This window comes from Pseudomonas sp. B22129 (assembly GCF_044218875.1).
Lineage (GTDB): Bacteria > Pseudomonadota > Gammaproteobacteria > Pseudomonadales > Pseudomonadaceae > Aquipseudomonas.
The window spans coordinates 837965-863626 of record NZ_CP162592.1; the positions used below are offsets into that span (position 1 = coordinate 837965).

The following is a 25662-nucleotide window of genomic DNA, read 5'->3' on the forward strand; positions in this document are numbered from 1 at the left end:
TTTTTGTGAGCGAACTCATTCGCGTACCTGACATCGGCAGCGGTGAAGGTGAAGTAATCGAGCTGTTTGTGAAGGTCGGCGACAAAGTCGAAGCCGACCAGAGCATCCTGACCCTGGAGTCGGACAAGGCGAGCATGGAAATTCCTGCTCCCAAGGCCGGCGTGGTCAAGAGCCTGAAAGTGAAGCTGGGCGACCGCCTGAAAGAAGGCGACGAACTGCTGGAACTGGAAATCGAAGGTGCCGCTGATGCGGCCCCTGCGCCAGCTCCTGCTGCCGCTGCTGCACCCGCGCCTGCTGAAAAGCCTGCTGCTGCCGAGGCCCCAGCGGCCCCGGCTGCTGCTCCGGCCGCAGCCTCTGTTCAGGACATTCACGTCCCGGACATCGGCTCGTCGGGCAAGGCCAAGATCATCGAGCTGCTGGTCAAGGTCGGCGACACCGTCGAAGCCGACCAGTCGCTGATCACCCTGGAGTCCGACAAGGCCTCCATGGAAATCCCGTCGCCGGCTGCCGGCGTGGTGGAAAGCATCGCGGTCAAGCTGGAAGACGAAGTCGGCACTGGCGACTTCATCCTCAAGCTCAAAGTACAAGGCGCTGCACCGGCTGCTGCCCCAGCACCGGCCGCCGCTCCCGCTGCCAAGGCTGAAGCTGCACCAGCCGCTGCTACCCCTGCGCCTGCTGCAAAAGCCGAGGCTGCTCCGGCCCCTGCGGCTGCACCAGCACCAAGCGGTGCCAAGGTTCATGCCGGCCCTGCCGTGCGTCAGTTGGCCCGTGAGTTCGGCGTTGAGCTGAGCGCTGTCGCGGCCAGCGGCCCTCACGGCCGCGTGCTGAAGGAAGACGTGCAGGTTTACGTCAAAACCATGATGCAGAAAGCCAAGGAAGCGCCGGCTGCCGGCGGTGCTACCGGTGGTTCGGGCATTCCGCCGATCCGCACCGTCGATTTCAGCCGCTTCGGCGAAATCGAAGAAGTGCCGATGACCCGCCTGATGCAAATTGGCGCGGCCGGCCTGCACGCCAGCTGGTTGAACATCCCGCACGTGACTCAGTTCGACCAGGCCGACATCACCGACCTGGAAGCTTTCCGCGTTGCGCAGAAAGCCGTGGCCGAAAAAGCCGGTGTGAAACTGACCGTGCTGCCACTGCTGCTCAAGGCCTGTGCACACCTGCTCAAGGAGCTGCCGGACTTCAACGCCTCGCTGGCGCCAAGCGGCAAGGCGATCATCCGCAAGAAATACGTGCACATCGGCTTTGCCGTCGACACCCCGGATGGCCTGCTGGTACCGGTCATCAAGAACGTCGACCAGAAGAGCCTGCTGCAACTTGCCGCTGAAGCCGCTGCACTGGCTGCCAAGGCCCGCGACAAGAAGCTCACCCCGGACGACATGCAGGGCGCTTGCTTCACCATCTCCAGCCTCGGTCACATTGGCGGCACTGGCTTCACGCCAATCGTCAACGCGCCTGAAGTGGCGATCCTGGGCGTTTCCAAGGCAACCATCCAGCCTGTGTGGGACGGTAAAGCGTTCCAGCCGAAGCTGATGCTGCCACTGTCGCTGTCCTACGATCACCGCGTGATCAACGGCGCTGCTGCGGCTCGCTTCACCCAGCGCCTGAGCCAGTTGCTGAACGACATCCGCACCATCCTGCTGTAAGCCTCAACGGGCCTCCCCTTCACCGGGGGGAGGCCTGGCTACACCGATTTCCGAGCGCCACGCTCGTACCTCAACCCCGCTCTGGCGGGGCTTTTTTTTGGGCGTTTGTTGGGCACCGGAAATGGCGTTGTACACCACCCATCACCCCGATTGCAGAAATCCCTCGCGCGGCCGATAACACACATATAGCACTTAGCCTTCATCCTCTCTTGTCAGTACGTGCTGCATGATGCAACCTTGCCGCAGGCGACAGTAAAGAGGGCGTGAGCCCGGCGCCGTGCGCGTCTTCCCAAGCGAGTTTCCCCCATGAAAAGCCAACCCGATGTCGCCCGAATGGCGGCCGAGGTAGTGACGCAATTACCGGTGCCTTCGCGCCTCGGTATGCTGCGTTTCGAGCGGCTTAATGAGGCAAGCTGGGCCTTGCTGTACCTCGACCCCAATTGCGAGCGCCAATTCGGCCTGCCGGCAGTTGAATTGTGTGCGTTGCTTGGCACCCCCTACGCCAGCCTGATGGAGCCCCAGGCGCGCTATCAGCTACACGACGCCATCCAGCAGCAACTGGCCCAGAGCCCGCACTATCTGGTGCGCTACACCCTGCACACCAATGATGGCCCGCTGAGCTTGCTGGAAATGGGCGAAGCCTACAAACAACACAATCGCCACCTGCTGCGCGGCTACCTGATGGTCGTCGACGGGCTGTTCAGCGAAATCCCCACGGCAGCCCCGACCGCTGACCTGGAAAACCAGAACAGTCGCCTGCAGATCGCCCTGGAACTCAACCAGCGCGCCCAGCAAGAACAACTGCAACATCTTGAGCGGGTACGCGCCCAACAAGAGCTGATCCTGCTGCTGGCGCGCCAGCGCTACACCACGCCCAATTCTCTGCTGGAAGCTGCCGAGCTGATCACCCGCAGCGCCTGCGACATCTACCAGATCGATTGCGCAAGCATCTGGAACCTCGAAGGCCAGCGCCTGGTGCCGATCTCGGCGTACCACCGCGCCGACCAACAGCACCACTTGCCCGAAGCCATCGACGCGAGCAGTTTCCCCGATTACCTGGAAGCCTTGCACTCCAGCCGCGCCATCGACGCCACCCACGCGATGCGCGACCCGCGCACCCGTGAAATGGCCGAGAGCCTGCGCGCCAAGGACGTGCACGCGATGCTCGACGCCAGCATCCGCGTGGATGGCCAGGTCGTCGGCGTGCTGTGCCTTGAACAGGGTGGCAGCTCGCGCGCGTGGCAATCCGACGAGATCGCCTTTGCCGGTGAGCTGGCGGACCAGTTCGCGCAAGTCATCAACAACCACAACCGCCGCACCGCCACCAGTGCCTTGCACCTGTTCCAGCGCGCCGTGGAGCAGAGTGCCAACGCGTTTTTGCTGGTCAATTGCGACGGTGTGGTGGAGTACGTCAACCCAAGCTTCACCGCGATCACCCAATACAGCGCCGAGGAAGTCCACGGCCACCGCCTGGCACAGCTGCCGGCGTTGGAGAACCTCAGCGAGCTGCTGTTCGACGCGCCGTCTTCACTGGCTAAAAGCAACAGTTGGCAGGGCGAGTTCAAGAGCCGGCGCAAGAACCTGGAGCCCTACTGGGGCCAGCTGTCGATTTCCAAGGTGTATGGCGACAACCGTGAGTTGACCCACTACATCGGCATCTACGAAGACATCACCCAGACCAAGCTCGCGCAACAGCGCATCGAACGCTTGGCCTACACCGACAACCTGACCAATTTGGGCAACCGCCCCGCGTTCATCCGCAACCTCGATGAACGCTTTGCCCGCGACAGCGACAGCCCGATCAGCCTGCTGCTGGTGGACATCGACAACTTCAAGCGGATCAACGACAGCCTCGGCCACCAGACCGGCGACAAACTGCTGATCAGCCTGGCCCGGCGCCTGCGCAACAGCCTGAGTGCCGGCGGCAGCCTGGCGCGCTTTGCCAGCAACGAATTTGCGGTGCTGCTGGATGACACCGACCTTGAGACGGGCCAGCAAGTCGCCAGCCAGTTGCTGACCACCCTCGACAAGCCGATGTTCGTCGACAACCAATTGATCAGCGTCACCGGCTCCGTGGGCCTGGCCTGCGCGCCGCTGCATGGCCGCGACCCGCAAACCCTGATGCGCAACGCAGGCCTTGCCCTGCACAAGGCCAAGGCCAACGGCAAACACCAGGTGCAGGTATTCACCGAAGCGTTGAACGCTGAGGCGAGTTACAAACTATTCGTGGAAAACAACCTGCGCCGCGCCCTGACCCAGAACGAGCTGGACGTGTTCTACCAGCCCAAGCTGTGCCTGCGCAGCGGCCGTTTGCTCGGCATGGAAGCGCTGCTGCGCTGGAACCACCCGGAAAAGGGCATGATCCGCCCCGACCAGTTCATCAGCGTCGCTGAAGAAACCGGGCTGATCATACCCATCGGCAAATGGATCGCGCGCCAGGCCTGCCGCATGAGCAAGCAGTTGAGCGCCAATGGCATGGGCAACCTGCAGGTGGCGATCAACCTGTCGCCCAAGCAGTTTTCCGACCCGGACCTGGTGGCCTCCATCGCCACCATCCTCAAGGAAGAACAACTGCCGGCCAACCTGCTGGAGCTGGAACTGACCGAAGGCCTGCTGCTGGAAGCCACCGAAGACACGCGCCAGCAACTCGACCAGTTGAAAAGCTTCGGCTTGACCCTGGCCATGGACGACTTCGGCACCGGCTATTCGTCGCTGAGCTACCTGAAAAAATTCCCCATCGACATCATCAAGATCGACCGCAGTTTTATCCACGAAATCCCGGACAACCAGGACGACATGGAAATCACCTCGGCGGTGATCGCCATGGCCCACAACCTTAAGCTCAAGGTGGTGGCCGAAGGCATCGAGACAGCCGAACAGTTGGCGTTCCTGCGCCGGCATCGCTGCGACGTCGGCCAGGGCTACTTGTTCGACCGGCCGATTCCCGGCGCAGAGCTGCTGGAGAAGCTTAAGCGCTACCCACGCGGGCCAATCGCCTGACAGCGCTGTAACACTCGGGCACACTGGCTGTCTGACTCATTACTTACCCAACTCAATCTGACTGAGAGGACTGATCATGGTCTTGCGCTCGGAAATTCTGGTGAACAAAAACGTGTTGCCTACTCAAGAACAAGCTTTGCCTGGCCGTGAAACCCCGATGAACCTGCCGGAAACGCATTTCGTCAACGGCAACCCCCTGCTGGGCCCGTTCCTGGACGACGTTGGCTTTGCGATTTTCGGCCTCGGTTGCTTCTGGGGCGCCGAGCGCCGGTTCTGGCAGCGCGACGGCGTGGTCAGCACCGTGGTCGGTTACGCCGGTGGCTACACGCCGAACCCGACATACGAAGAAGTCTGCTCGGGCCTGACCGGCCACAGCGAAGTGGTGCTGGTGGTGTACGACCAGGCCAAAGTGAAATACGAAGACCTGCTGAAGATGTTCTGGGAACTGCACAACCCGACCCAGGGCATGCGCCAGGGCAATGACATCGGTAGCCAGTACCGTTCGGTGATCTACGCGACCACGCCGGAACAACTCGCGGCAGCGCAGGCGAGTGCCGAGGCGTATCAGGGTGAATTGACCAAGGCGGGGCTAGGCGTGATTACCACGGAAATCGAAGAGGCGCCGACGGTGTACTTCGCCGAGGCGTATCACCAGCAGTATCTGGCGAAGAACCCGCAGGGCTATTGCGGGATCGGCGGTACGGGCGTGACCTGCCCGATCTGACGCCAAAAGCATCGCGGGCAAGCCCGCTCCCACCTTGATACGCGATCAACTGTGGGAGCGGGCTTGCCCGCGATAGCTTCATTTCAAGCGGTACAGTTATTCGGCAATCAACCAATCCATCTGCCACCCACCCTGGGTCTGGCCCAGCTGCTTGGACAGCCACGGCAGCAGCTCACGCAACTCCTCCTCCAAACCCCACGGCGGGTTGGCAATCGCCAGGCCCGAACCCGTCAGGGTGTTTGGGGTGTCCAGCGGATGCACCAGCAACTCCACACGCAGCAGCTTCGGCGCGCCAGTGCCGGCCAGGTCCTGATAGAAACGACGCAGCATGCGCTGGTCCTTCACCGGGTACCAGATCGCCGCTACAGTCTGACGCATACGGCTGACCGCTTCCTTGAGGGACGCCGCGCAGCGCTGCATTTCATCAAGTTTTTCAAACGGCGGGTCGATCAGCATCAGCGCGCGTTTTTCCGGCACCGGCAGCAAAGCACGCGGCACATGCCAGCCTTCGCCCAGGTGGACTTTGACCCGGCGATCACCCTTCATGTTGTCCTTGAGCAAAACGCCGTCTTCCGGGTGTTTCTCGTTGAGCAGCACACGGTCCTGAGGCCGCGTCAGACGACGCGCCAGCTCCGGCGAGCCCGGGTAATAGCGCAACTGGCCATCCGGGTTCATCTCGTGCAGCACGAGCATGTAGTCGGCGGTCAGCGGCGGCAGGTCGCTCTGGCCCCACAGGCGCGCGATGCCTTCCAGGTATTCACCGGTGCGGTTGGCCTGGTCGCCCTGCAGGTCGTACAAGCCGATGCCTGCGTGGGTGTCGAGGTAGGCGAACGGCTGCTCCTTGCGCGACATCAGGGCGATGAGGCGGGTCAAGGTCAGGTGTTTGAAGACATCGGCATGGTTGCCGGCGTGAAAGGCGTGACGATAATTCATGGTTGCTCCTGCGCAGGGGGCGAAGTTTACCTGCTACGCGGGCAAAGGTGCAGGGCTGCATGTCGGGCGGAGCCCATGCCGTCGATACAGCCCCTGAGTTCAGCTCAATTCCACAGCCAGGTAATTGGCCAGTGCTTCATGACTGACATTCGAGGTGCGTGCGAAATAAGCGACCTTGTGCTGCAAGGTGGTTGGCGTGAAGGCTGTGTACAAGTCGGGGCGCTGTTCTTCGAGCCATTGCAGCAAATTGTCGATCAGGGTTTGCGGTGACTGCTCGGCCAAATGCGCCAGTAACGGCGCAGGGACTCGCCACCATGGGCTGGTTTTGGCAGCCGTAACCGCGCCGGTCGCCACCGACAGCGGTCGGCCATTGATCAGGTAACGCTGGAACACCGGCAACACCTTTCCCGCCTCATCGCCCAGCTGTTGCAAAACCGGCAGAAACTGCGCGCCATCCCAAAAACGTAGAAACACCTGCTGGTCATCCGGCAAATACACCTTGGTCAGGCTTTGCAGGTGCGCCACCACTGCTTCCAGTGGGCTCGACGACACCGCCAGCCAGCCCCAGTCTGTCGACTCGGTCGCTGCTATCCAATCGAGAAAGGGGCTGTCGGGTTCGATGATACCGACATAGGGCATCACTTCACTCCACTCGGCATAAGCCGTGCCGGCCCAGAGTGATCGAGGGAGCGCCCCGGCCGCCGAGGATTGCCACGCAACCAGCGGCTTGGCATCACTGGCGTTCCCCAGCACTGCGAAGAGTTGCTCGCCGGTATGCAGAGGGGTTTCAGCCAGCCACGCAGTGGGTGTCATGGGTTGAGGCATGGGGGCAAATTCCTTTTAAGGCTCGTGGGTGATTTTGGGATCATGCGACGTCGCACTGCCCATTCCTGCAACGCTCACACTCTTCACAAAACGGCGCACTTCGCTTCAAGCTCGCCACTTGCACCGGGCTTAGCGGTGCAGGCAGTACCGCCAACAGTTTTTCCTTGATTCCGGGTGTCAACGGTGAAGCCGCCGGAGCAGGCGCACCGCCAATCTGGATCGGAACGCTGCTGAAAATCCCACCCGCTGAAAGCGTGATGGACTGCCCGCCCGCCTGAATCGTGACGCTGGCGCCTGCATCGATAACTACGCTTTGCCCCGCGCCAATCTGAATCGTTCGCCCGGCGCGCATCTGCTGCGAGCCGCCGACCACCAGATGATCATCCTGCTTCAGCTCAGTCAGTCGGTTGCCATGGGTGATGCGCTGTTCTTCGCCCTGCAGTTCATGGTGCGACTCACCCCCAACCTTCACCCGACGCGCGTTGTCGACCTGTACCTGTTGGTCATGCAGCACATGTTGGGTCCAGTCGCGTTGGGCGCGCAGGTAGATTTCTTCGGCGCCCTTGCGGTCTTCGATGCGTAGCTCGTTGTAGCCACCACCACCCGGGCTGCTTTGGCTGCGGAAAATGCTGCGGGTCATGTCGGCTGGCAAGTCGAGTGGCACGGGGGTCGCCGCGTTGGGCAGGCAACCCATGACCAACGGCATGTCCAGATCGCCATTGACGAAGCCCACCAGCACTTCCATGCCCACCCGTGGAATCAGCACCGCACCATAACGGTCATGGGCCCAGCCGCTGGCTACGCGCAGCCAGCAGCTGGAGTGGTCGTCGTGCTTGCCGTGACGATCCCAGGCCATTTGCACTTTGACCCGGCCGTATTCATCGCAATGGATTTCGCTGTTGGCAGGGCCGGTGACTACCGCGTTCTGATAGCCTGAAATTTGCGGCCGAGCCATGACCAGAGGCGTTCGAAATGGCACGTCCCAAGGGGTTACAACAAACTCGTTGCTGTAGCCCTGAGACAAATCATTGCCATCACCGTCAGGGACAACCTCCTCCAGCACTTGCGGTTGGCGGCCCTCGTGACGCAATTGGGTGACCAACCATAAATCATTCCATTCCTGACGAGGGTGGCCGGCCATCCTCAGGAATTGCCCGGTGACCAGGGCCGGCTGGTCACTCATTCCCCGGGCTTGCCGATAATCGCTGCGATGGCGCTCCAACAGCCGTTGCGCCAGGTATTTGCCATGATTACGGTCTGAAAAGTGACCGGGGTAGCCATGATCATCCAGCGCCGGGGAGAGCCGGGTGGCAGCCGTGCTTTCCAGTGTCAGGCGCGGCTTCTTGAAATCATAGTCGCGCAGGTTAACGCCGGTGCTACGGGTTTTGAGCCGCAAAATAAAGCGCTTGATCACCGGCGTGTCAGCCACCAGCCCGGAGCCTGGGGAGTAAGGCGTGGCCTGGTCCGGCTGCACGAAAACGCTCTGATCATCGCCGAACACCAGCAGGTGGCGCTCGGGACTGTGCTGGAAGTGGTAATGAATACCCGACTCGACACACAAGCGCTGAATGAACTCCAAGTCGGTTTCGCCGAACTGAACGCAGTACTCACGCTCGGGGTATTTCCCACTCAGTTGAAATGTAAAGGCATCTGGCTGAATAGCCTGGGCTTGCAGCACCAGCGCAATGATCTGGGGCACGGATTTCTTCTGGAAAATCCTCTGGTGAGTGCTGTGCTCCAGATAGGCCAACTGCGGCACCAGGGTGATTTGGTAACGGGTCAAGCGCCTGCCCGCATCACCTTGCGCCACCCGATACACCTGGCCGTGAATACCATGCCCCTCGGAGTCAAATCCCAGGAACGCCTGGCGATGTAGCAGGCTTTCGAGATCCAGATCGGCTTGATCACTGACCAGTTCGAGGTCAAAACGGAATGGCAGGCTTATAAATTCATCGCCCGAAAACCCATGGACCTTTAAATCGCTGGGCTGCCCATCGAGGGTCAGGTTAAACGCACTTTGATTGGCAGGAGCGAACATCCGGTGTTTCTCTGCGAGGGGTGGGCGGTCGATTCTGCACCAGCTTTTTGCCCACCTGAGCCCCCTCTGCGCAAATCAGTAAGCTCCTACACAATCGATTCCGAATTCTTCATCTATCCGGCGTCAAAGACGCCCCGCAGCCGTGCTAGCGTATTTGCCCCTTCCTCGCCGGATCACTGGAAAAAGCATGACCAGCCGCTACGCAAAAATCGCCCTGACCCTCTCACTCGCCGCCTTCGCCTGCTTGGTCGCGTTCAACAACATCACGGACTACGGCTCCAACTTCGCCTTCGTCAAACACGTGTTGAGCATGGACACCACCTTCCCGGGCAACGCCGCCATGTACCGCGCCATCACCACACCGTGGTTGTGGCATGCCGCCTACGCGCTGATCATCTTTGGCGAAGCACTCACCGGTTTGCTGCTAGTGCTGGGCGCATTGAAGCTGTGGCGCGCGCGGCACGCCGGCAGCGCCGATTTCAACCGCGCCAAAGCCTGCGCCACCCTCGGTCTCGCCCTTGGCTTCGTGGTGTGGTTTTTCGGCTTTATGGTGGTGGGCGGCGAATGGTTCCTGATGTGGCAATCCCATCAGTGGAATGGCCAGGATGCCGCGTTCAAGTTCTACATGGCGATTGTGGGTGTGCTGATCTTCTTGAACCTGCCGGATTCTGACTGAATCAAGCCACAAAAAAAGGCCCGCCATCCGTAGGACGCGGGCCTTTTTTTCAACTCAACGAGTGCTCAGCACCCGAAGAGGTTACTTGTTGAGGTTGTAGTCTTTTTCCGCCGCATCAAAACGCTCAACCATACCTGCGGTCGGTGCGCCCAGCTTGCTCACGAAGTAGATCGCAAGGCTGGCGAAGATGAAGCCCGGAATGATTTCGTACAGGCCCAACAGGCTGAAGTGCTTCCACACGATCACAGTGATCGCGCCGACCAGGATACCGGCCAGGGCGCCGTTGCGGGTCATGCCTTTCCACATCACCGAGATCAGCACCACTGGGCCGAAGGCTGCGCCGAAACCGGCCCAGGCATAGCTCACCAGGCCGAGCACGCGGTTGTCCGGGTTGGCGGCCATGGCAATAGCGATCAAGGCAACCACCAGCACCATCGCGCGGCCGACCCACACCAGCTCAAGCTGGGAGGCGTTTTTGCGCAGGAAGGTTTTGTAGAAGTCTTCGGTCAGGGCGCTGGAGCACACCAGCAACTGGCAGCTCAGGGTGCTCATCACGGCAGCAAGAATGGCCGACAGCAGCACACCGGCAATCCATGGGTTGAACAGCAGTTTGGCCAGCTCGATGAACACACGCTCGTGGTTCTCGGTGACAGGGCCGGCCACTTCCGGGTGCGCCGAGAAGTAGGCGATACCGAAGAAGCCTACCGCCACGGTGCCGCCCAGGCACAGGATCATCCAGGTCATGGAGATACGACGCGCATTGGCAATCGACTTCACCGAGTCCGCCGCCATGAAACGCGCGAGGATGTGCGGCTGGCCGAAGTAACCCAAGCCCCAGCCCATCAACGAAATGATGCCGATGAAGGTGGTGTTTTTCAGCATGTTGAAGTTGTCGGGGTTCTTGGCTTCGATGGCCAGGAAGGTAGTGTCAACGCCACCGGTGGCCAGCAACACGATGATCGGCGTAAGGATCAACGCGAAGATCATTAAGGTGGCTTGTACGGTATCTGTCCAGCTCACGGCCAGGAAACCACCGACGAAGGTGTAGGCAATAGTCGCCGCAGCACCGGCCCACAGCGCAGTCTCGTAGGACATGCCGAAGGTGCTTTCAAACAGGCGGGCACCGGCGACGATGCCGGAAGCGCAATAGATGGTGAAGAACACCAGGATCACCACCGCAGAGATGATCCGCAGCAGGCCGCTTTTATCTTCGAAGCGGCTGGAGAAGTAATCCGGCAGGGTCAGGGCGTCGCCATTGTGCTCGGTCTGCACCCGCAGGCGGCCGGCCACGAACAACCAGTTCAGGTAAGCGCCGACGATCAGGCCGATGGCGATCCAGCTTTCCGACAGGCCCGACATGTAGATCGCGCCCGGCAACCCCATCAGCAACCAGCCGCTCATATCGGAAGCACCGGCCGACAGAGCCGTCACCACGCTACCGAGGCTGCGGCCGCCCAGGATGTAATCGGAAAGGTTGTTGGTGGAGCGATAGGCCATGAAGCCGATCAGCACCATTGCTGCGATGTAGATCACAAACGTGATCAGGGTTGGATTACTAACGCTCATAAGAGTGACGCCCTGGCTTTGTTTTTATGTAGCGACGGTCTGTCAGACGGCCACCCATTGCTAACCGGGTAGACGAAACTGCGTGCCGCGCATTTATGACTGGCGTTTCCCCAGGAAAGCCGCCAGCCGATGAACCGAACCGCTGTGGTGGTTGCACCTTGGGCGTGAATGCTATTCAACAAAGCAAATAAGGTGCAACCAGTTTCTTGAGAATAAGTTGCACCTAGGTCTATTTCAGGCAAAACACCGGTTTTTTGCTCCTTTTCGGAGCAAGCGCAGAAAATTTCAGAACCGATTGCACCGTTATGCAACCGATTTGGCCAGACCGATCATTTCGCCTGATCACCATCAAAAATTTCATGGATAAAAAGGGTTGCACCCGGTTGCACCTCTTTCTGCGCAAAGCTAATCTTGCCGCCAGCAGATGCCACTCGGTAGTGGCACCCATGAGGATAAAAAGATGGCAACGACCACCCTTGGGGTCAAACTCGACGACCCGACCCGCGAACGCCTGAAGGCCGCCGCGACCTCCATTGATCGCACGCCGCACTGGCTGATCAAGCAGGCGATTTTCAATTACCTGGAGAAACTGGAGGGGGGTGCAACCCTGACCGAGCTCAATGGCTTGAGCACCAAGGACGCTGAAGACGCAGGCGAGGTCCCGAATGACCACGCCCACCAGTGCTTCCTGGAGTTCGCCGAGAGCATCCTGCCGCAATCCGTATTGCGCGCTTCGATCACCGCCGCTTACCGCCGTCCGGAGCCGGAAGTGGTGCCGATGCTGATCGAGCAGGCGCGCCTGCCTGCCGCAATGGCCGAAGCGACCAACAAGCTCGCCTCTTCAATCGCCGAGAAGCTGCGCAATCAGAAAAGCGCCGGCGGCCGTGCAGGCATCGTTCAGGGTTTGTTGCAGGAATTCTCCCTGTCGTCTCAGGAAGGCGTAGCGCTGATGTGCCTGGCCGAAGCGCTGCTGCGCATCCCGGACAAAGGCACCCGTGACGCACTGATCCGCGACAAGATCAGCACCGGCAACTGGCAGCCGCACCTGGGCAACAGCCCGTCGCTGTTCGTCAACGCCGCCACTTGGGGCCTGCTGCTGACCGGCAAACTGGTGGCCACCCACAACGAAACCGGCCTGACCTCGTCCTTGAGCCGCATCATCGGCAAAAGCGGCGAGCCGATGATCCGCAAGGGCGTCGACATGGCCATGCGCCTGATGGGCGAGCAGTTCGTCACCGGCGAAACCATCGCCGAAGCCCTGGCCAACGCGAGCAAGTTCGAAGCCAAGGGCTTCCGTTATTCCTACGACATGCTCGGTGAAGCCGCACTGACTGAACACGACGCCCAGAAGTACCTGGCCTCGTATGAACAAGCCATTCACTCCATCGGCAAAGCCTCTCACGGCCGTGGGATTTATGAAGGCCCGGGCATCTCCATCAAGCTGTCGGCCCTGCACCCGCGCTACAGCCGTGCGCAGTACGAGCGCGTGATGGATGAGTTGTACCCGCGCCTGCTGTCCCTGACGCTGCTGGCCAAGCAATACGATATTGGCCTGAACATCGACGCCGAAGAAGCCGACCGCCTGGAGCTGTCGCTCGACTTGCTGGAACGCCTGTGCTTCGAGCCACAACTGACAGGCTGGAACGGCATCGGTTTCGTGATCCAGGCGTACCAGAAGCGTTGCCCGTATGTGATCGACTACGTCATCGACCTGGCGCGCCGCAGCCGCCACCGCCTGATGATCCGCCTGGTCAAAGGCGCGTACTGGGACAGCGAAATCAAGCGCGCCCAGGTCGAAGGCCTGGAAGGCTACCCGGTCTACACCCGCAAGGTGTACACCGACGTTTCCTACATTGCCTGCGCACGCAAACTGCTGTCGGTGCCGGAAGTTATTTACCCGCAATTCGCCACGCACAACGCCCACACCTTGTCGGCGATTTACCATATCGCCGGTCAGAACTATTACCCCGGCCAGTACGAGTTCCAATGCCTGCACGGCATGGGCGAGCCACTGTACGAGCAGGTTGTAGGCAAGGTTTCCGAAGGCAAGCTGAACCGTCCGTGCCGCGTGTACGCACCGGTCGGCACCCACGAAACACTGTTGGCGTATCTGGTGCGTCGCTTGCTGGAAAACGGCGCCAACACCTCGTTCGTCAATCGGATTGCCGACCAATCCATCTCGATTCAGGAATTGGTAGCCGACCCGGTAGCCAGCATCGAGCAAATGGCGACGCTGGAAGGCGGCTTCGGCCTGCCACACCCGCGTATCCCTTTGCCGCGTGACCTGTATGGCAGCGACCGCGCCAACTCGGCGGGCATCGACCTGGCCAACGAACACCGCTTGGCGTCGCTGTCCTGCGCCCTGTTGGCCACCGCGCACAACAGTTGGAAAGCCGCGCCGATGCTCGGTTGCGCCTCCAGCAATGAAGCCGCTTCACCAGTACTGAACCCGTCCGACCTGCGTGACGTGGTCGGCCACGTGCAAGAGGCCACCGTCGCCGATGTCGACAACGCCATCCAGTGCGCCATCAGCTCCGGCCCGATCTGGCAGGCTACCCCGCCCGCCGAGCGCGCCGCGATCCTGGAACGCGCCGCCGATTTGATGGAAGGCGAAATCCAGCCGCTGATGGGCCTGCTGGCCCGCGAAGCCGGCAAGACCTTCGCCAACGCCATCGCCGAAGTGCGTGAAGCCGTGGATTTCCTGCGCTATTACGCGGTGCAGGCACGCAACGATTTCACCAACGACGCCCACCGCCCGTTGGGCCCGGTGGTGTGCATCAGCCCGTGGAACTTCCCGCTGGCGATTTTCAGCGGCCAGGTCGCTGCTGCATTGGCAGCGGGCAACCCGGTATTGGCCAAGCCCGCCGAGCAAACCCCGCTGGTCGCCGCTCAAGCGGTACGCATCCTGCTCGAAGCCGGCATTCCGGAAGGCGTGCTGCAATTGCTGCCGGGCCAGGGTGAAACCGTGGGCGCGCGCCTGGTCGGCGATGATCGCGTCAAAGGCGTGATGTTCACCGGCTCCACCGAAGTTGCGCGCCTGCTGCAACGCAACGTCGCCGGCCGCCTGGATGCCCAGGGCCGTCCGATCCCGCTGATCGCCGAAACCGGTGGCCAGAACGCAATGATCGTCGACTCTTCGGCACTGACCGAACAAGTGGTGATCGACGTGGTGTCCTCGGCCTTCGACAGTGCCGGCCAACGCTGCTCGGCCCTGCGTGTACTGTGCCTGCAGGAAGATTCGGCAGACCGCGTGATCGAAATGCTCAAGGGCGCCATGGCGGAATGTCGCTTGGGCAACCCTGAGCGCCTGTCCGTCGACATCGGCCCGGTGATCGACGCCGAAGCCAAGGCCGGCATCGAGAAACACATCCAGGCCATGCGCGACAAAGGCCGCACCGTGTACCAGGTGGCGATTGCCGACGGCGAAGAGATCAAGCGCGGCACGTTCGTGATGCCAACGCTGATCGAGTTGGAAAGCTTCGACGAACTGCAACGGGAGATCTTCGGCCCGGTGCTGCACGTGGTGCGCTACAAGCGCAAAGAGATCGACCAACTGATTGCGCAGATCAATGCGTCGGGCTACGGCCTGACCCTGGGCGTGCACACCCGTATCGACGAGACCATCGCCAAGGTGATCGACAACGTCAATGCCGGCAACGTCTACGTGAACCGCAACATCGTCGGCGCTGTGGTCGGCGTGCAGCCGTTTGGCGGCGAAGGCCTGTCGGGCACTGGTCCGAAGGCGGGTGGCCCGTTGTACTTGTATCGCCTGCTGTCGACTCGCCCTACGGATGCAATCGAACAATCCTTCGTTCGTGGCGACGCACTCGCCGCACCGGACGTGCGCCTGCGCGATGCCATGAGCCAGCCGCTGACCACCCTGAAAAACTGGGCCGACAGTAACCAGTTCAGCGACCTGAGTGCCCTGTGCAGCAGGTTCGCCACGCAATCGCAAAGCGGTATCACCCGCCAACTGGCTGGCCCGACCGGCGAGCGCAACAGCTACGCGATCCTGCCGCGCGAGCACGTGCTGTGCCTGGCTGAAGTGGAAGGTGATTTGCTGGCTCAGTTGGCGGCGGTATTGGCCGTGGGTGGTTCGGCGGTGTGGCCGGAAACAGACCTGACCAAAGCCTTGTTCCCACGCTTGCCGAAGGAGATTCAGGCGAAGATCAAGCGTGTGGCTGACTGGACCAAGGACGAGGTGGTGTTTGACGCGGTTCTGCACCACGGCGATTCCGACCAATTGCGTGCGGTGTGCCAGCAAGTGGCGCAGCGTGGCGGGGCCATTGTCGGGGTGCATGGTTTGTCGCAGGGTGAGACGGCGATTGCGCTGGAGCGCCTGGTGATCGAGCGGGCGTTGAGTGTTAACACCGCAGCTGCGGGCGGCAACGCCAGCCTGATGACCATCGGTTAACACATGTGGGGCGGGCTTGCTCGCGAATGCTGAGTGTCAGTCACAGATGTGCTGACTGATCCACCGCATTCGCGAGCAAGCCCGCTCCCACATTTCACCGCATTTCAATTCTTATGCCCGCGTTTTGCACTTGCATCACGCAAATCAATCTTGCTATCCAGCCTCTATTTGCGCACTTAGACTCCGGCCTATCCCCACACAGGTAAGCCGCCATGTCCGAGACGCTGCTCAGTTCCCGCAATCTGGCTTTCGAGCTGTACGAAGTCCTCGATGCCGAGGGCCTGACCCAGCGCGAGCGGTTTGCCGAACACAACCGCGAAACCTTCGACGCCGCGATCAGCACTGCGCGCAGCATCGCCGAAAAGTACTTTGCGCCGCACAACCGCAAAAACGACGAACACGAACCGCGCTTTGAGGACGGCAAGGCGATTCTGATCCCGGAAGTGAAACCCGCCGTGGATGCCTTCCTCGAAGCCGGCTTCCTCAACGCCGCCCGCAGCTTCGAAGCCGGTGGCATGCAGTTGCCGACCCTGCTGTCCCAGGCCTGCTTCGCACATTTCCAGTCCGCCAACGCTGCCTCCACGTCCTACCCGTTCCTGACTATGGGCGCTGCCAACCTGATCGAAAGCTTCGGCACCGAGGAGCAAAAACAACGCTTCCTGCAACCGATGATCGATGGCCGCTTCTTCGGCACCATGGCCCTGACCGAACCTCACGCGGGTTCATCGTTGTCGGATATTCGTACGCGCGCAGAACCTGCGGCTGGCGGCACTTATCGCCTCAAGGGCAACAAGATCTTCATCTCCGGCGGCGACCACCCGCTGTCGGAAAACATCGTGCACATGGTGCTGGCCAAACTGCCGGACGCGCCGCCCGGGGTGAAGGGCATTTCGCTGTTTATCGTGCCCAAATTCCTGGTCAACGATGACGGCAGCCTGGGCGAGCGCAACGACGTGCTGCTGGCGGGTCTGTTTCACAAGATGGGCTGGCGCGGCACTACGTCCACAGCCCTTAATTTCGGCGATAACGGCAACTGTGTCGGCTATCTGGTGGGTAAGCCCCACCAGGGCCTGAGCTGCATGTTCCAGATGATGAACGAGGCGCGCATCGGCGTCGGCATGGGCGCGGTGATGCTCGGTTATGCCGGCTACCTGTACTCGCTGGAGTACGCCCGCGAACGCCCGCAAGGTCGCCTGCCCGACAGCAAAGACCCAACCACCGCGCCGGTGTCGATCATCCAGCACGCGGACATCAAACGCATGTTGCTGACCCAGAAAGCCTACGTGGAAGGTTCTTTCGACCTGGGCCTGTACGCCGCGCGCCTGTTCGACGACACCACGACCCTGGACACCGAAGCCGAGCGCAAACAGGCCCACGAACTGCTGGACCTGCTCACACCCATCGTCAAATCCTGGCCGTCGGAGTTTTGCCTCAAGGCCAACGAACTGGCGATCCAGATCCTGGGCGGCCACGGCTACACCCGCGAATACCCGGTGGAACAATACTACCGCGACAACCGCCTGAACCCGATCCATGAAGGCACCCACGGCATTCAGTCCCTGGATCTGCTGGGGCGCAAACTCGCGCAAAATGGTGGCGCGGGGCTCAAACAGCTGATTCGCCTGATCGCCGAAACCGGCGCGCGGGCCCAGGAGTACCCTGGCCTGACTGCATTAAGAGAACCCCTGGAGCAGTTAGTGAACCGCCTGCAAAGCGTGACGATAGGCCTGCTGACGGATCTCGCCCAGGGAAAGGTCAACAGCAGCCTCGCAAACTCGGCGCTGTACCTGAAAGTGTTCGGGCACACGGTGATTGGCTGGCGCTGGCTGGAGCAAGCGATTCGCGCCGAAGAAGGCTTGGCCAAAGGCAATGCGGCCGACGTGGCCTTCTATAAAGGCAAGCTCCAGGCTGCCCGGTACTTCCTGACCTGGGAAGTGCCGGGCTGCCATCATGAACTGGCGATTCTGGAGGCACGCGATGACACGTGCCTGGGGATGCAGGATGAGTGGTTCTAACCGCTAAGGCTGTCCGATAGCCTTGGAGATTACATCGACCGTGGCGCTGACTTGCTCTTGGTAACGGTCGAGTTCCTGCTGATGATGCTTTTGCATTTCGATCTGCTCGGCGCACAGGTTCAGCGCGGCCAGTACCAATAATTTGTCACCGATCAGGGTCGGGTACTTTTTCTTGGTGGTGGCCAGGGAAGCCTTGAGCATGGTCACGGCGTGCAGCAGGGTTTGGTCTTCCCCTTGCGGCGCCTTGATCGAGTAATCCTCACCGAGAATCGAAACGACCTTTATCCCTTCATTCATGCGCTGACAGGCCCTGCGCTCACACGCTCAACCAACGCCTGGATGCGCGCAGCGGTAGCGCCGTTCTTTTCTTCCTGCTCCATCAGGTTCAATTGCAGGCTGTCGTTTTCATCCTTGGCACGGGCCAGTTCTGCCTTAAGGGATTCGTTGCTGCCCAACAGGTCCTGATTCTGTTGTACGAGGTCGCTGACCAGTTGTTCCAGCTGGCTGAGGGATGCTTCTAACATTTTGATTTCTCGGGCTTTTTCAAAGGGCGGTGACGATAAAGAAAATTCACCTCGGATGCCAGGGTTATCCCCGGCGTACAGCCCGTTTTTTAAGGGCCGGGCCGCACTTTCGAGCCTTAGTGACTGCAATTACCCGATCTGGTTCCTGAATCGCCTGAACCCGTCGTCAGATGCGACAAAAGCGCGCACCCATTTAAGACTTTAGTCGTATGGCCGATAGGCCTTACACACTCTCGTCTCAAGCCCGCACGGATCGCGGTCCTTCCAGGATCTCAGCATGTCCCTACGAAATATGAATATCGCTCCGCGGGCGTTCCTCGGCTTTGCGTTTATTGGCGCACTGATGCTGTTTCTCGGTGTGTTTGCCTTGAACCAGATGAGCAAGATTCGCGCAGCCACCGACGACATCACCCTGAGCAGCGTGCCGAGCATTCGCGCGCTGGACGAGTTCACCCAACTGACCCTGCGCCTGCGCGTGCTGTCCTACCGCCTGCTGACCAACCGCGAGCCGGAAGTGCAGCAAAAGACCCTGCAATCGTTTGAAACCCGCAACCAGCAGATTCGCGCCGCCCAAGGGGTGTACGAAAAACTGATCGAAAGCCCTGAAGAGCGCGCCGCCTATAACGAATACCTGCAGTTGCTGAGCCAGTACCGCCAGATCGAAGCGCGCATGATGACGTTGTCCAGCGCCAACCAGCTCGATGAGCTGCGCACGCTGCTCAACACCGAATTGCTGGCCAACTCCGACAAGATCAACGCCACGATGGACCGCCTGGTCGAGATCAACAGCAAGATGGCGCTGGCGACCAATCAGGCCGCTAAAGCCCAGTACGACAGCGCCTTCAGCCTGGTGGTGGGCCTGTTGGTCCTCACCACAGCATTGACCGTGCTGTTCGCCTGGCTGCTGACCCGCAGCATCACCGTGCCAATTTCCCAGGCACTGGAAGCGGCTGAAGAAGTCGCCGAAGGCAACCTCACGCGCCCGATCAAGGTTGAGGGCAACGACGAGGCCGGGCGCCTGCTCGCGGCCATGGCCAAGATGCAGGACAAGCTGCGCGACACCCTGCAACGCATCGCCGGCTCTGCCACCCAGCTGGCGTCTGCGGCGGAAGAGCTGAACGCCGTGACCGACGAAAGCGCCCGTGGCCTGACCCAGCAAAACAACGAAATCGAACAAGCCGCCACCGCCGTCAACGAGATGACCAGCGCCGTTGAAGAAGTCGCGCGCAACGCCGTCAGTACCTCCGAGGCTTCGCGCAACGCCACCACCTCTGCCGGCGACGGCCGCGACCTGGTGCAGGAAACCGTCAGTGCCATCGAACGCATGAGCGGTGATGTACAAGCCACCGCGACATTGATTGGCGACCTGGCGAATGAGTCCCGTGATATCGGCAAAGTGCTGGACGTGATTCGCGGCCTGGCCGACCAGACCAACTTGCTGGCGCTGAACGCCGCCATCGAAGCCGCCCGCGCCGGTGAAGCAGGTCGTGGCTTCGCGGTGGTGGCCGATGAAGTACGGGCGCTGGCCCACCGCACCCAGCAATCGACCAGCGAGATCGAGCGGATGATCGGCAGCATCCAGGCCGGCACCGAGCACGCGGTCGATTCGATGCGCAACAGCACCGAGCGCGCGGAATCGACGCTGAACATCGCCAAAGGCGCGGGGATGTCGCTGGATACGATCAATACGGCCATCGTGGAGATCAACGAACGCAACCTGGTCATCGCCAGCGCGGCGGAAGAACAGGCGCAGGTGGCGCGGGAAGTGGACCGCAACCTGGTGAATATCCGCGACCTGTCGGTGCAATCGGCGACCGGCGCCAGCCAGACCAGCGCGGCGAGCAGTGAATTGTCGCGCCTGGCGGTGGACTTGAACGGGATGGTCGGTCGTTTCCGTCTCTAACTGCCAACGCCTATCCTCTGTGGGAGCTGGCTTGCCTGCGATGGCATCACCTCGATCCACCTGAAGACCGAGGCGCCTGCATCGCGGGCAAGCCCGGCTCCCACACAAGCCAGCGCCGTGCCCTAAAAGCTTTTTGACAGCGCAGCAATTCAACAGGTTAGAATCGCTGGCACGCAGACTGCATGGTCAGTTTGCGCCTCGTCTACCCGGTTCTGGAGTACTGCCTTTGAATGCGACGACCATCAACAGCCTGTTCTTGATCGGCGCGTTGCTGGTAAGTGCGAGCATTCTGGTCAGTTCTCTTTCGTCCCGCCTGGGGATCCCGATTCTGGTGATTATCCTCGCGGTGGGCATGGTTGCCGGCGTCGATGGCGGCGGCATCATCTTCGATAACTACCCAACCGCCTACCTGGTGGGCAACCTTGCCCTGGCCGTGATCCTGCTCGACGGCGGCTTGCGCACACGGGTGGCGAGTTTTCGCGTGGCGCTCTGGCCGGCGTTGTCGCTGGCCACGGTGGGGGTGCTGATTACCACCGGCCTCACCGGCATGGCCGCGGCCTGGCTGTTCAACCTCAATATCATTCAAGGCTTGCTGATCGGCGCCATTGTCGGCTCCACCGACGCCGCAGCGGTGTTCTCCTTACTCGGCGGCAAGGGCCTGAACGAACGGGTGACCGCCAGCCTGGAAATCGAGTCCGGCAGCAACGACCCGATGGCGGTGTTCCTCACCGTCACTCTGATCGACATGCTCGCCAGCGGCCAGACCGGCCTGCACTGGAGCCTGCTCACGCACCTGATCCGCGAGTTTGGCATCGGCGGTATCGTCGGCCTGGGCGGGGGCTGGCTGATGCTGCAACTGGTCAACCGCATCAACCTGGCCACCGGCCTGTACCCAATCCTGGTCATTGCCGGCGGCCTGTTCGTCTTCGCCCTGACCAACGCCTTGCACGGCAGCGGCTTCCTCGCCGTGTACCTGTGCGGCCTGGTGATCGGCAACCGCCCCGTGCGCAGCCGCCATGGCATTTTGCATATGCTCGATGGCATGGCCTGGCTGGCGCAGATCGGCATGTTCCTGGTGCTGGGCCTGCTGGTCACACCTCATGACTTACTGCCGATCGCGTTGCCCGCCCTCGCCCTGGCGCTGTGGATGATCCTGTTTGCGCGGCCGCTGTCGGTGATGGTCGGCCTGCTGCCGTTCAAGGCGTTCCACGGGCGCGAAAAAGCCTTTATCGCCTGGGTCGGCCTGCGCGGCGCGGTGCCGATCATTCTGGCGGTGTTCCCGCTGATGGCCGGCCTGCCCCACGCGCAGCTGTACTTCAACCTGGCGTTCTTTATCGTGCTGGTCTCGTTGCTGGTACAGGGCACCAGCCTGCCGTGGGTGGCCAAGTTGCTCAAAGTGACCGTACCGCCGGACCCTGCGCCCATCTCTCGCGCAGCCCTGGAAGTGCACGTCACCAGCGAGTGGGAGCTGTTTGTCTACCGCCTGGGCGCCGAGAAATGGTGCATCGGCGCTGCCCTGCGCGAGCTGAAAATGCCCGAGGGCACCCGGATCGCCGCCCTGTTTCGCGGCCAGCAACTGCTCCATCCGTCGGGTAGTACGGTGCTCGAAGTCGACGATCTGCTCTGCGTGATCGGCCATGAGCACAACCTGCCGGCCCTGGGCAAACTGTTCAGCCAGGCGCCGCAACGCGGCCTCGACCTGCGTTTCTTCGGCGACTTCGTGCTTGAAGGCGACGCCCAGCTGGGCGCGGTGTCGGCCCTCTACGGGCTCAAACTCGAGGGTATCGACCCGGACATGCCGCTCAGCCGCTTCATCACCCAGAAGGTCGGCGGCGCCCCGGTTGTGGGCGACCAGGTGGAATGGAACAACACCCTGTGGACCGTCGCGGTCATGGACGGGAACAGAATCGGAAAAGTCGGCGTCAAATTCCCCGAAGGAAGTCGTCCGGGCCCCGGGCTCTTCCTCTAAACTGCGGGGCTATGGCGCCACGCCCCCCACCTTCTTGACCTTGCTCGACCGGTATCCATGACGACTCTGCGCACCTTTTTAGCCACTGCCCTGCTAGGCCTGACCCTTTGTGTCGGCAGCGTTCACGCGGCCGACCCGCCCAGTGCCGATGCCATCCAGCAAACCCTGGACAAGCTGCCTGACCGCAAGCTGCCCGACGCCGACATGAAGGCACTGCAATCAATCCTGCAACAGACCCTGACGTATCTGGGCAACAAGCAGGATTACGAACAACGCCTCGCCGACCTCAAGCGCCAGCTGGAAGACGCGCCGCGCCAGACCACTGACAACCAGCGCGAGCTGGTACGGCTCAAGGCCACCAAAGTCATCCCGGTTGCCCAGCGCTATGCCACATTGCCGGTGCCGCAGCTTGAGCAATTGCTGGTGCAACGCACCACCCAGCAAGGCGACCTGCAAAAGGAATTGGCCGATGCCAACAGCCTGACCATCGCCGCGCAAACCCGCCCGGAACGCGCCCAGACCGAAATCAGCAGCAGCCAGACGCGCATCCAGCAGATCAATTCGATCCTCAAGGCCGGTAAAGACAACGGCAAGGCGATCAGCGGCGACCAGCGCAACCAGTTGAACGCCGAACTCGCCGCCCTGAATGCACTGATCCCGCTGCGCCGCCAGGAACTGGCCGGCAACAGCCAATTGCAAGACCTGGGCAACAGCCAGCATGACCTGGTGCTGGAGAAAACCTCGCGCCTGGAACAAGAGATCCAGGACCTGCAAACCCTGATCAACCAGAAACGCCTGGCCCAGTCCCAGCAGACGGTGACGCAACAGTCCATCGAAGCACAGAAAGCCGGGGGCAGCAGCCTGCTCGCCACGGAAAGCGCGGCCAACCTGAAGCTGTCCGACTACCTGCTCAAAAGCACTGACCGTCTCAACGACCTGACCCAGAAAAACCTGCAGACCAAGCAGCAACTCGATACCGTCACCCAGAGCGACTCTGCGCTGGACGAGCAAATCAACGTGCTCAAGGGCAGCCTGCTGCTCTCCAAGATCCTCTACAAACAGAAGCAAGCGCTGCCGCGCCTGACGGTCGACCGCAACCTGGCGGACGATATCGCCAACATTCGTTTGTACCAGTTCGAGGTCAACCAGCAACGCGAGCTGATCAGCACCCCCAGCACCTATGTGGACAGCCTGCTGGCCAACCAGCCGCCGGAAGACGTCACCCCGCAACTGCGCCGCACCCTGCTGGAACTGGCGATCACCCGCAGCGACCTGCTGGAGCGCCTGAGCCGTGAACTGAGCGCACTGCTGAACGAGTCCATCACGCTGCAACTGAACCAGAAACAATTGCTCAGCACCGCGACCACCCTGCGCGCGACGCTGGATGAACAGATGTTCTGGATTCCGAGCAACAAGCCGCTGGACACCGAATGGCTGGAAACCGTCCCGGATCATCTGAGCAAACAAGTCACCACCCTGCCCTGGGCCTCCAGCGTCAGCGAACTGTATGACGGCCTGACCCAGCGCCCGCTGCTGTTCCTGCCGTTGTTGCTGCTGATTGGCGCGTTGCTGTGGCGACGCAAAGCCCTGTACCAGCGCCTCAACAAAGTCCACCTGGACATCGGCCACTTCAAGCGCGACAGCCAGTGGCATACACCCCAGGCGATTCTGATCAACATTCTGCTGGCGATGCCGGTGTCCCTGGGCCTGGCACTCTGCGGCTACGCCCTGCAAATCGACGCCCGCGGGCAAAACGCCAACCTGGGCGCGGCGCTGCTGCTGATTGCTCAGGCGTGGCTGGTGTTCTACACCGCCTACCGGATTCTCGCGCCGGGTGGCGTGGCTGAACTGCATTTCCGCTGGGAACGGCCGCAGGTGGCCTTTTTGCAGGGCTGGATCCGCAAACTGGGCCTCGTCGTACTCGCACTGGTGGCGGTGGTAGCCATCGCCGAGCACCAACCGGCGGCGCTGGCCGACGATGTGTTGGGCATCGGCGTGGTGCTGACCTGTTACGCACTGATGGCCTGGCTGCTCGGCCGCCTGCTGCTGAACAGCCCGACCCACGAAAAAGCCTCGCTGTTCCGCAAGTTCGTGGGGCTGGTATTTACCGCCCTGCCCGTCGCGCTGTTTATCGCCGTGTGCTTTGGCTACTACTACACCGCGCTCAAACTCAGCGACCGCTTGATCAACACCCTGTACCTGTTGATGTTCTGGCTGGTCATCGAAGCCACCTTCGTGCGTGGCCTGGGCGTTGCCGCACGGCGCCTGGCCTATGCGCGAGCCCTGGCAAAACGCCAGGCCGCCAAGGAAGCCGGCGACGGCGAAGCGGTCATCGAAGAGCCGACGCTGGACATCGAACAGGTCAACGAACAGTCGATGCGCCTGATCCGCCTGGCCTTGCTCGGCGGCTTTATCGCCGCGCTGTACTGGGTGTGGAAAGACCTGATCACCGTGTTCTCCTACCTCGACAACGTGACGCTGTACGAATACACCAGCGGCACCGGCGCCAATATCAGCATGGTGCCGATCAGCATCGGCGACTTGCTCGGCGCCTCGATCATCGTCGGCATCACCTTCGCCCTGGCGCGCAACCTGCCCGGTTTGCTGGAAGTGCTGGTGTTGTCCAAGCTGGACCTGGCCCAGGGCAGCGCCTACGCGACCACCACCTTGCTGTCTTACGTGATCGCCGGTGTGGGTTTTGTCTCGACGCTCTCAACGCTCGGCGTGAGCTGGGACAAGTTGCAATGGCTGGTGGCGGCGCTGTCGGTGGGGTTGGGCTTCGGGATGCAGGAGATCTTCGCGAACTTCATCTCCGGCATCATGATCCTGTTCGAACGCCCGGTGCGCATCGGTGACACCATCACCATCGGCAACCTGTCGGGCACGGTGAGCAAGATCCGCATCCGCGCCACCACCATCACTGACTTTGACCGCAAGGACATCATCGTTCCGAACAAGACCTTCATTACCGGGCAGTTGATCAACTGGTCGCTGACCGACACCATCACCCGGGTCACCCTGAAGCTGGGCGTGGACTACGGCTCTGATCTGGACCTGGTGAAGGAACTGTTACTCAAGGCCGCCAGGGAAAACCCACGGGTGCTCAAAGAACCAGAACCCCACGTGTACTTCCTCAACTTCGGTGAAAGCACCCTCGACCACGAACTGCGCATGCACGTGCGCGACCTGGGCGACCGCAACCCGGTGATCGACGAGGTGAACCGCTTTATCAACCGCGAGTTCAAGAACCACCACATCAACATCTCGTTCCGCCAGATGGAGGTCTACCTCAAGAACCTCCACGGCCAGGAATACAAACTGGTGGAAGTCGACACCCCGGCCAAGCCCGCCAACGACGGCGGCGTGCAGGAACCACCGCCGAGCAAACTCGACTAACGCGCCTATCCCCAGCAGAATGCTCGGACATTC

14 protein-coding genes and 2 pseudogenes are annotated in these 25662 nt (G+C 61.3%); 10 read left to right on the forward strand and 6 right to left on the reverse strand.

Annotated features, from left to right (window positions below; all coding sequences use genetic code 11):
• The first annotated feature begins 5 nt into the window (after positions 1-5).
• The 3 genes from aceF (at position 6) to msrA (ending at position 5370) form a co-directional block, all read left to right on the forward strand.
• A complete protein-coding gene (aceF, locus tag AB4P94_RS03800; protein WP_395609471.1) occupies positions 6-1646 on the forward strand; it encodes a dihydrolipoyllysine-residue acetyltransferase in 1641 nt (546 codons plus the stop codon).
• A gap of 306 nt (positions 1647-1952) precedes the next feature.
• Positions 1953-4646: a putative bifunctional diguanylate cyclase/phosphodiesterase gene (locus AB4P94_RS03805; RefSeq protein ID WP_395609472.1), complete on the forward strand. Its 2694-nt coding sequence runs from the start codon at positions 1953-1955 to the stop codon at positions 4644-4646.
• 76 nt (positions 4647-4722) lie between these two features.
• Complete coding sequence (msrA, locus tag AB4P94_RS03810; RefSeq protein ID WP_016972668.1) at positions 4723-5370, forward strand: peptide-methionine (S)-S-oxide reductase MsrA; 648 nt, start codon at positions 4723-4725, stop codon at positions 5368-5370.
• A gap of 96 nt (positions 5371-5466) precedes the next feature.
• Here the strand turns inward: msrA and AB4P94_RS03815 are convergent, their stop codons facing one another.
• From AB4P94_RS03815 to AB4P94_RS03825, 3 genes are all read right to left on the reverse strand, one after another.
• On the reverse strand, positions 5467-6303 hold the full coding sequence (locus AB4P94_RS03815; protein ID WP_395609473.1) for a 23S rRNA (adenine(2030)-N(6))-methyltransferase RlmJ: 837 nt from the start codon (positions 6301-6303) through the stop codon (positions 5467-5469).
• A 99-nt stretch (positions 6304-6402) separates the two neighbouring features.
• Positions 6403-7128, reverse strand: coding sequence for a DUF4123 domain-containing protein (locus tag AB4P94_RS03820; protein ID WP_395609474.1), 726 nt, complete (start codon positions 7126-7128; stop codon positions 6403-6405).
• A gap of 40 nt (positions 7129-7168) precedes the next feature.
• Positions 7169-9166, reverse strand: coding sequence for a type VI secretion system tip protein VgrG (locus AB4P94_RS03825; RefSeq protein ID WP_395609475.1), 1998 nt, complete (start codon positions 9164-9166; stop codon positions 7169-7171).
• A 187-nt stretch (positions 9167-9353) separates the two neighbouring features.
• On the opposite strand from AB4P94_RS03825, the gene AB4P94_RS03830 reads away from it, so the two are divergent.
• Entirely contained in the window at positions 9354-9842 is a 489-nt protein-coding gene (locus AB4P94_RS03830; protein WP_395609476.1) for a DUF2165 family protein, read from the forward strand.
• Between the two features lie 81 nt (positions 9843-9923).
• Here the strand turns inward: AB4P94_RS03830 and putP are convergent, their stop codons facing one another.
• Positions 9924-11408 (reverse strand): sodium/proline symporter PutP, encoded by a 1485-nt coding sequence (putP, locus tag AB4P94_RS03835; protein WP_395609477.1) that lies wholly within the window; start codon positions 11406-11408, stop codon positions 9924-9926.
• Positions 11409-11868: 460 nt separating this feature from the next.
• On the opposite strand from putP, the gene putA reads away from it, so the two are divergent.
• Both putA and AB4P94_RS03845 read left to right on the forward strand, forming a co-directional pair.
• Positions 11869-15822 carry a trifunctional transcriptional regulator/proline dehydrogenase/L-glutamate gamma-semialdehyde dehydrogenase gene (gene putA, locus AB4P94_RS03840; RefSeq protein ID WP_395609478.1) on the forward strand — a complete coding sequence of 1318 codons (3954 nt, stop codon included), beginning with the start codon at positions 11869-11871 and terminating at the stop codon, positions 15820-15822.
• 212 nt (positions 15823-16034) lie between these two features.
• On the forward strand, positions 16035-17837 hold the full coding sequence (locus AB4P94_RS03845; RefSeq protein WP_395609479.1) for an acyl-CoA dehydrogenase: 1803 nt from the start codon (positions 16035-16037) through the stop codon (positions 17835-17837).
• A 3-nt stretch (positions 17838-17840) separates the two neighbouring features.
• Here the strand turns inward: AB4P94_RS03845 and AB4P94_RS03850 are convergent, their stop codons facing one another.
• Positions 17841-18134: a cell division protein ZapA gene (locus tag AB4P94_RS03850; protein WP_395609480.1), complete on the reverse strand. Its 294-nt coding sequence runs from the start codon at positions 18132-18134 to the stop codon at positions 17841-17843.
• The gene (locus tag AB4P94_RS03855; RefSeq protein WP_016972676.1) at positions 18131-18361 is read right to left on the reverse strand and encodes a hypothetical protein; all 231 of its coding nucleotides are present in this window, start codon (positions 18359-18361) and stop codon (positions 18131-18133) included. Before AB4P94_RS03855 ends, AB4P94_RS03850 begins: the two co-directional genes overlap by 4 nt.
• A gap of 343 nt (positions 18362-18704) precedes the next feature.
• Here AB4P94_RS03855 and AB4P94_RS03860 point away from each other — a divergent pair.
• The 4 genes and pseudogenes from AB4P94_RS03860 to mscK form a co-directional block, all read left to right on the forward strand.
• Positions 18705-19361: pseudogene (locus AB4P94_RS03860) on the forward strand (MCP four helix bundle domain-containing protein); the annotation flags it as partial.
• 303 nt (positions 19362-19664) lie between these two features.
• A pseudogene (locus tag AB4P94_RS03865) lies at positions 19665-20264 on the forward strand (methyl-accepting chemotaxis protein); the annotation flags it as partial.
• A 226-nt stretch (positions 20265-20490) separates the two neighbouring features.
• Positions 20491-22233 carry a potassium/proton antiporter gene (locus AB4P94_RS03870; RefSeq protein WP_395609481.1) on the forward strand — a complete coding sequence of 581 codons (1743 nt, stop codon included), beginning with the start codon at positions 20491-20493 and terminating at the stop codon, positions 22231-22233.
• Between the two features lie 57 nt (positions 22234-22290).
• Positions 22291-25629: a mechanosensitive channel MscK gene (gene mscK / locus AB4P94_RS03875; RefSeq protein WP_395609482.1), complete on the forward strand. Its 3339-nt coding sequence runs from the start codon at positions 22291-22293 to the stop codon at positions 25627-25629.
• Positions 25630-25662 lie beyond the last annotated feature (33 nt).

Bases quoted from the DNA above. Each gene is read 5' to 3' on its own strand.
- AB4P94_RS03805 (WP_395609472.1), top strand. From the start codon at position 1,953: ATGAAAAGCCAACCCGATGTCGCCCGAATGGCGGCCGAGGTAGTGACG.
- msrA (WP_016972668.1), top strand. From the start codon at position 4,723: ATGGTCTTGCGCTCGGAAATTCTGGTGAACAAAAACGTGTTGCCTACT.
- AB4P94_RS03815 (WP_395609473.1), bottom strand. From the start codon at position 6,303: ATGAATTATCGTCACGCCTTTCACGCCGGCAACCATGCCGATGTCTTC.
- AB4P94_RS03820 (WP_395609474.1), bottom strand. From the start codon at position 7,128: ATGCCTCAACCCATGACACCCACTGCGTGGCTGGCTGAAACCCCTCTG.
- AB4P94_RS03825 (WP_395609475.1), bottom strand. From the start codon at position 9,166: ATGTTCGCTCCTGCCAATCAAAGTGCGTTTAACCTGACCCTCGATGGG.
- AB4P94_RS03830 (WP_395609476.1), top strand. From the start codon at position 9,354: ATGACCAGCCGCTACGCAAAAATCGCCCTGACCCTCTCACTCGCCGCC.
- putP (WP_395609477.1), bottom strand. From the start codon at position 11,408: ATGAGCGTTAGTAATCCAACCCTGATCACGTTTGTGATCTACATCGCA.
- putA (WP_395609478.1), top strand. From the start codon at position 11,869: ATGGCAACGACCACCCTTGGGGTCAAACTCGACGACCCGACCCGCGAA.
- AB4P94_RS03845 (WP_395609479.1), top strand. From the start codon at position 16,035: ATGTCCGAGACGCTGCTCAGTTCCCGCAATCTGGCTTTCGAGCTGTAC.
- AB4P94_RS03850 (WP_395609480.1), bottom strand. From the start codon at position 18,134: ATGAATGAAGGGATAAAGGTCGTTTCGATTCTCGGTGAGGATTACTCG.
- AB4P94_RS03855 (WP_016972676.1), bottom strand. From the start codon at position 18,361: ATGTTAGAAGCATCCCTCAGCCAGCTGGAACAACTGGTCAGCGACCTC.
- mscK (WP_395609482.1), top strand. From the start codon at position 22,291: ATGACGACTCTGCGCACCTTTTTAGCCACTGCCCTGCTAGGCCTGACC.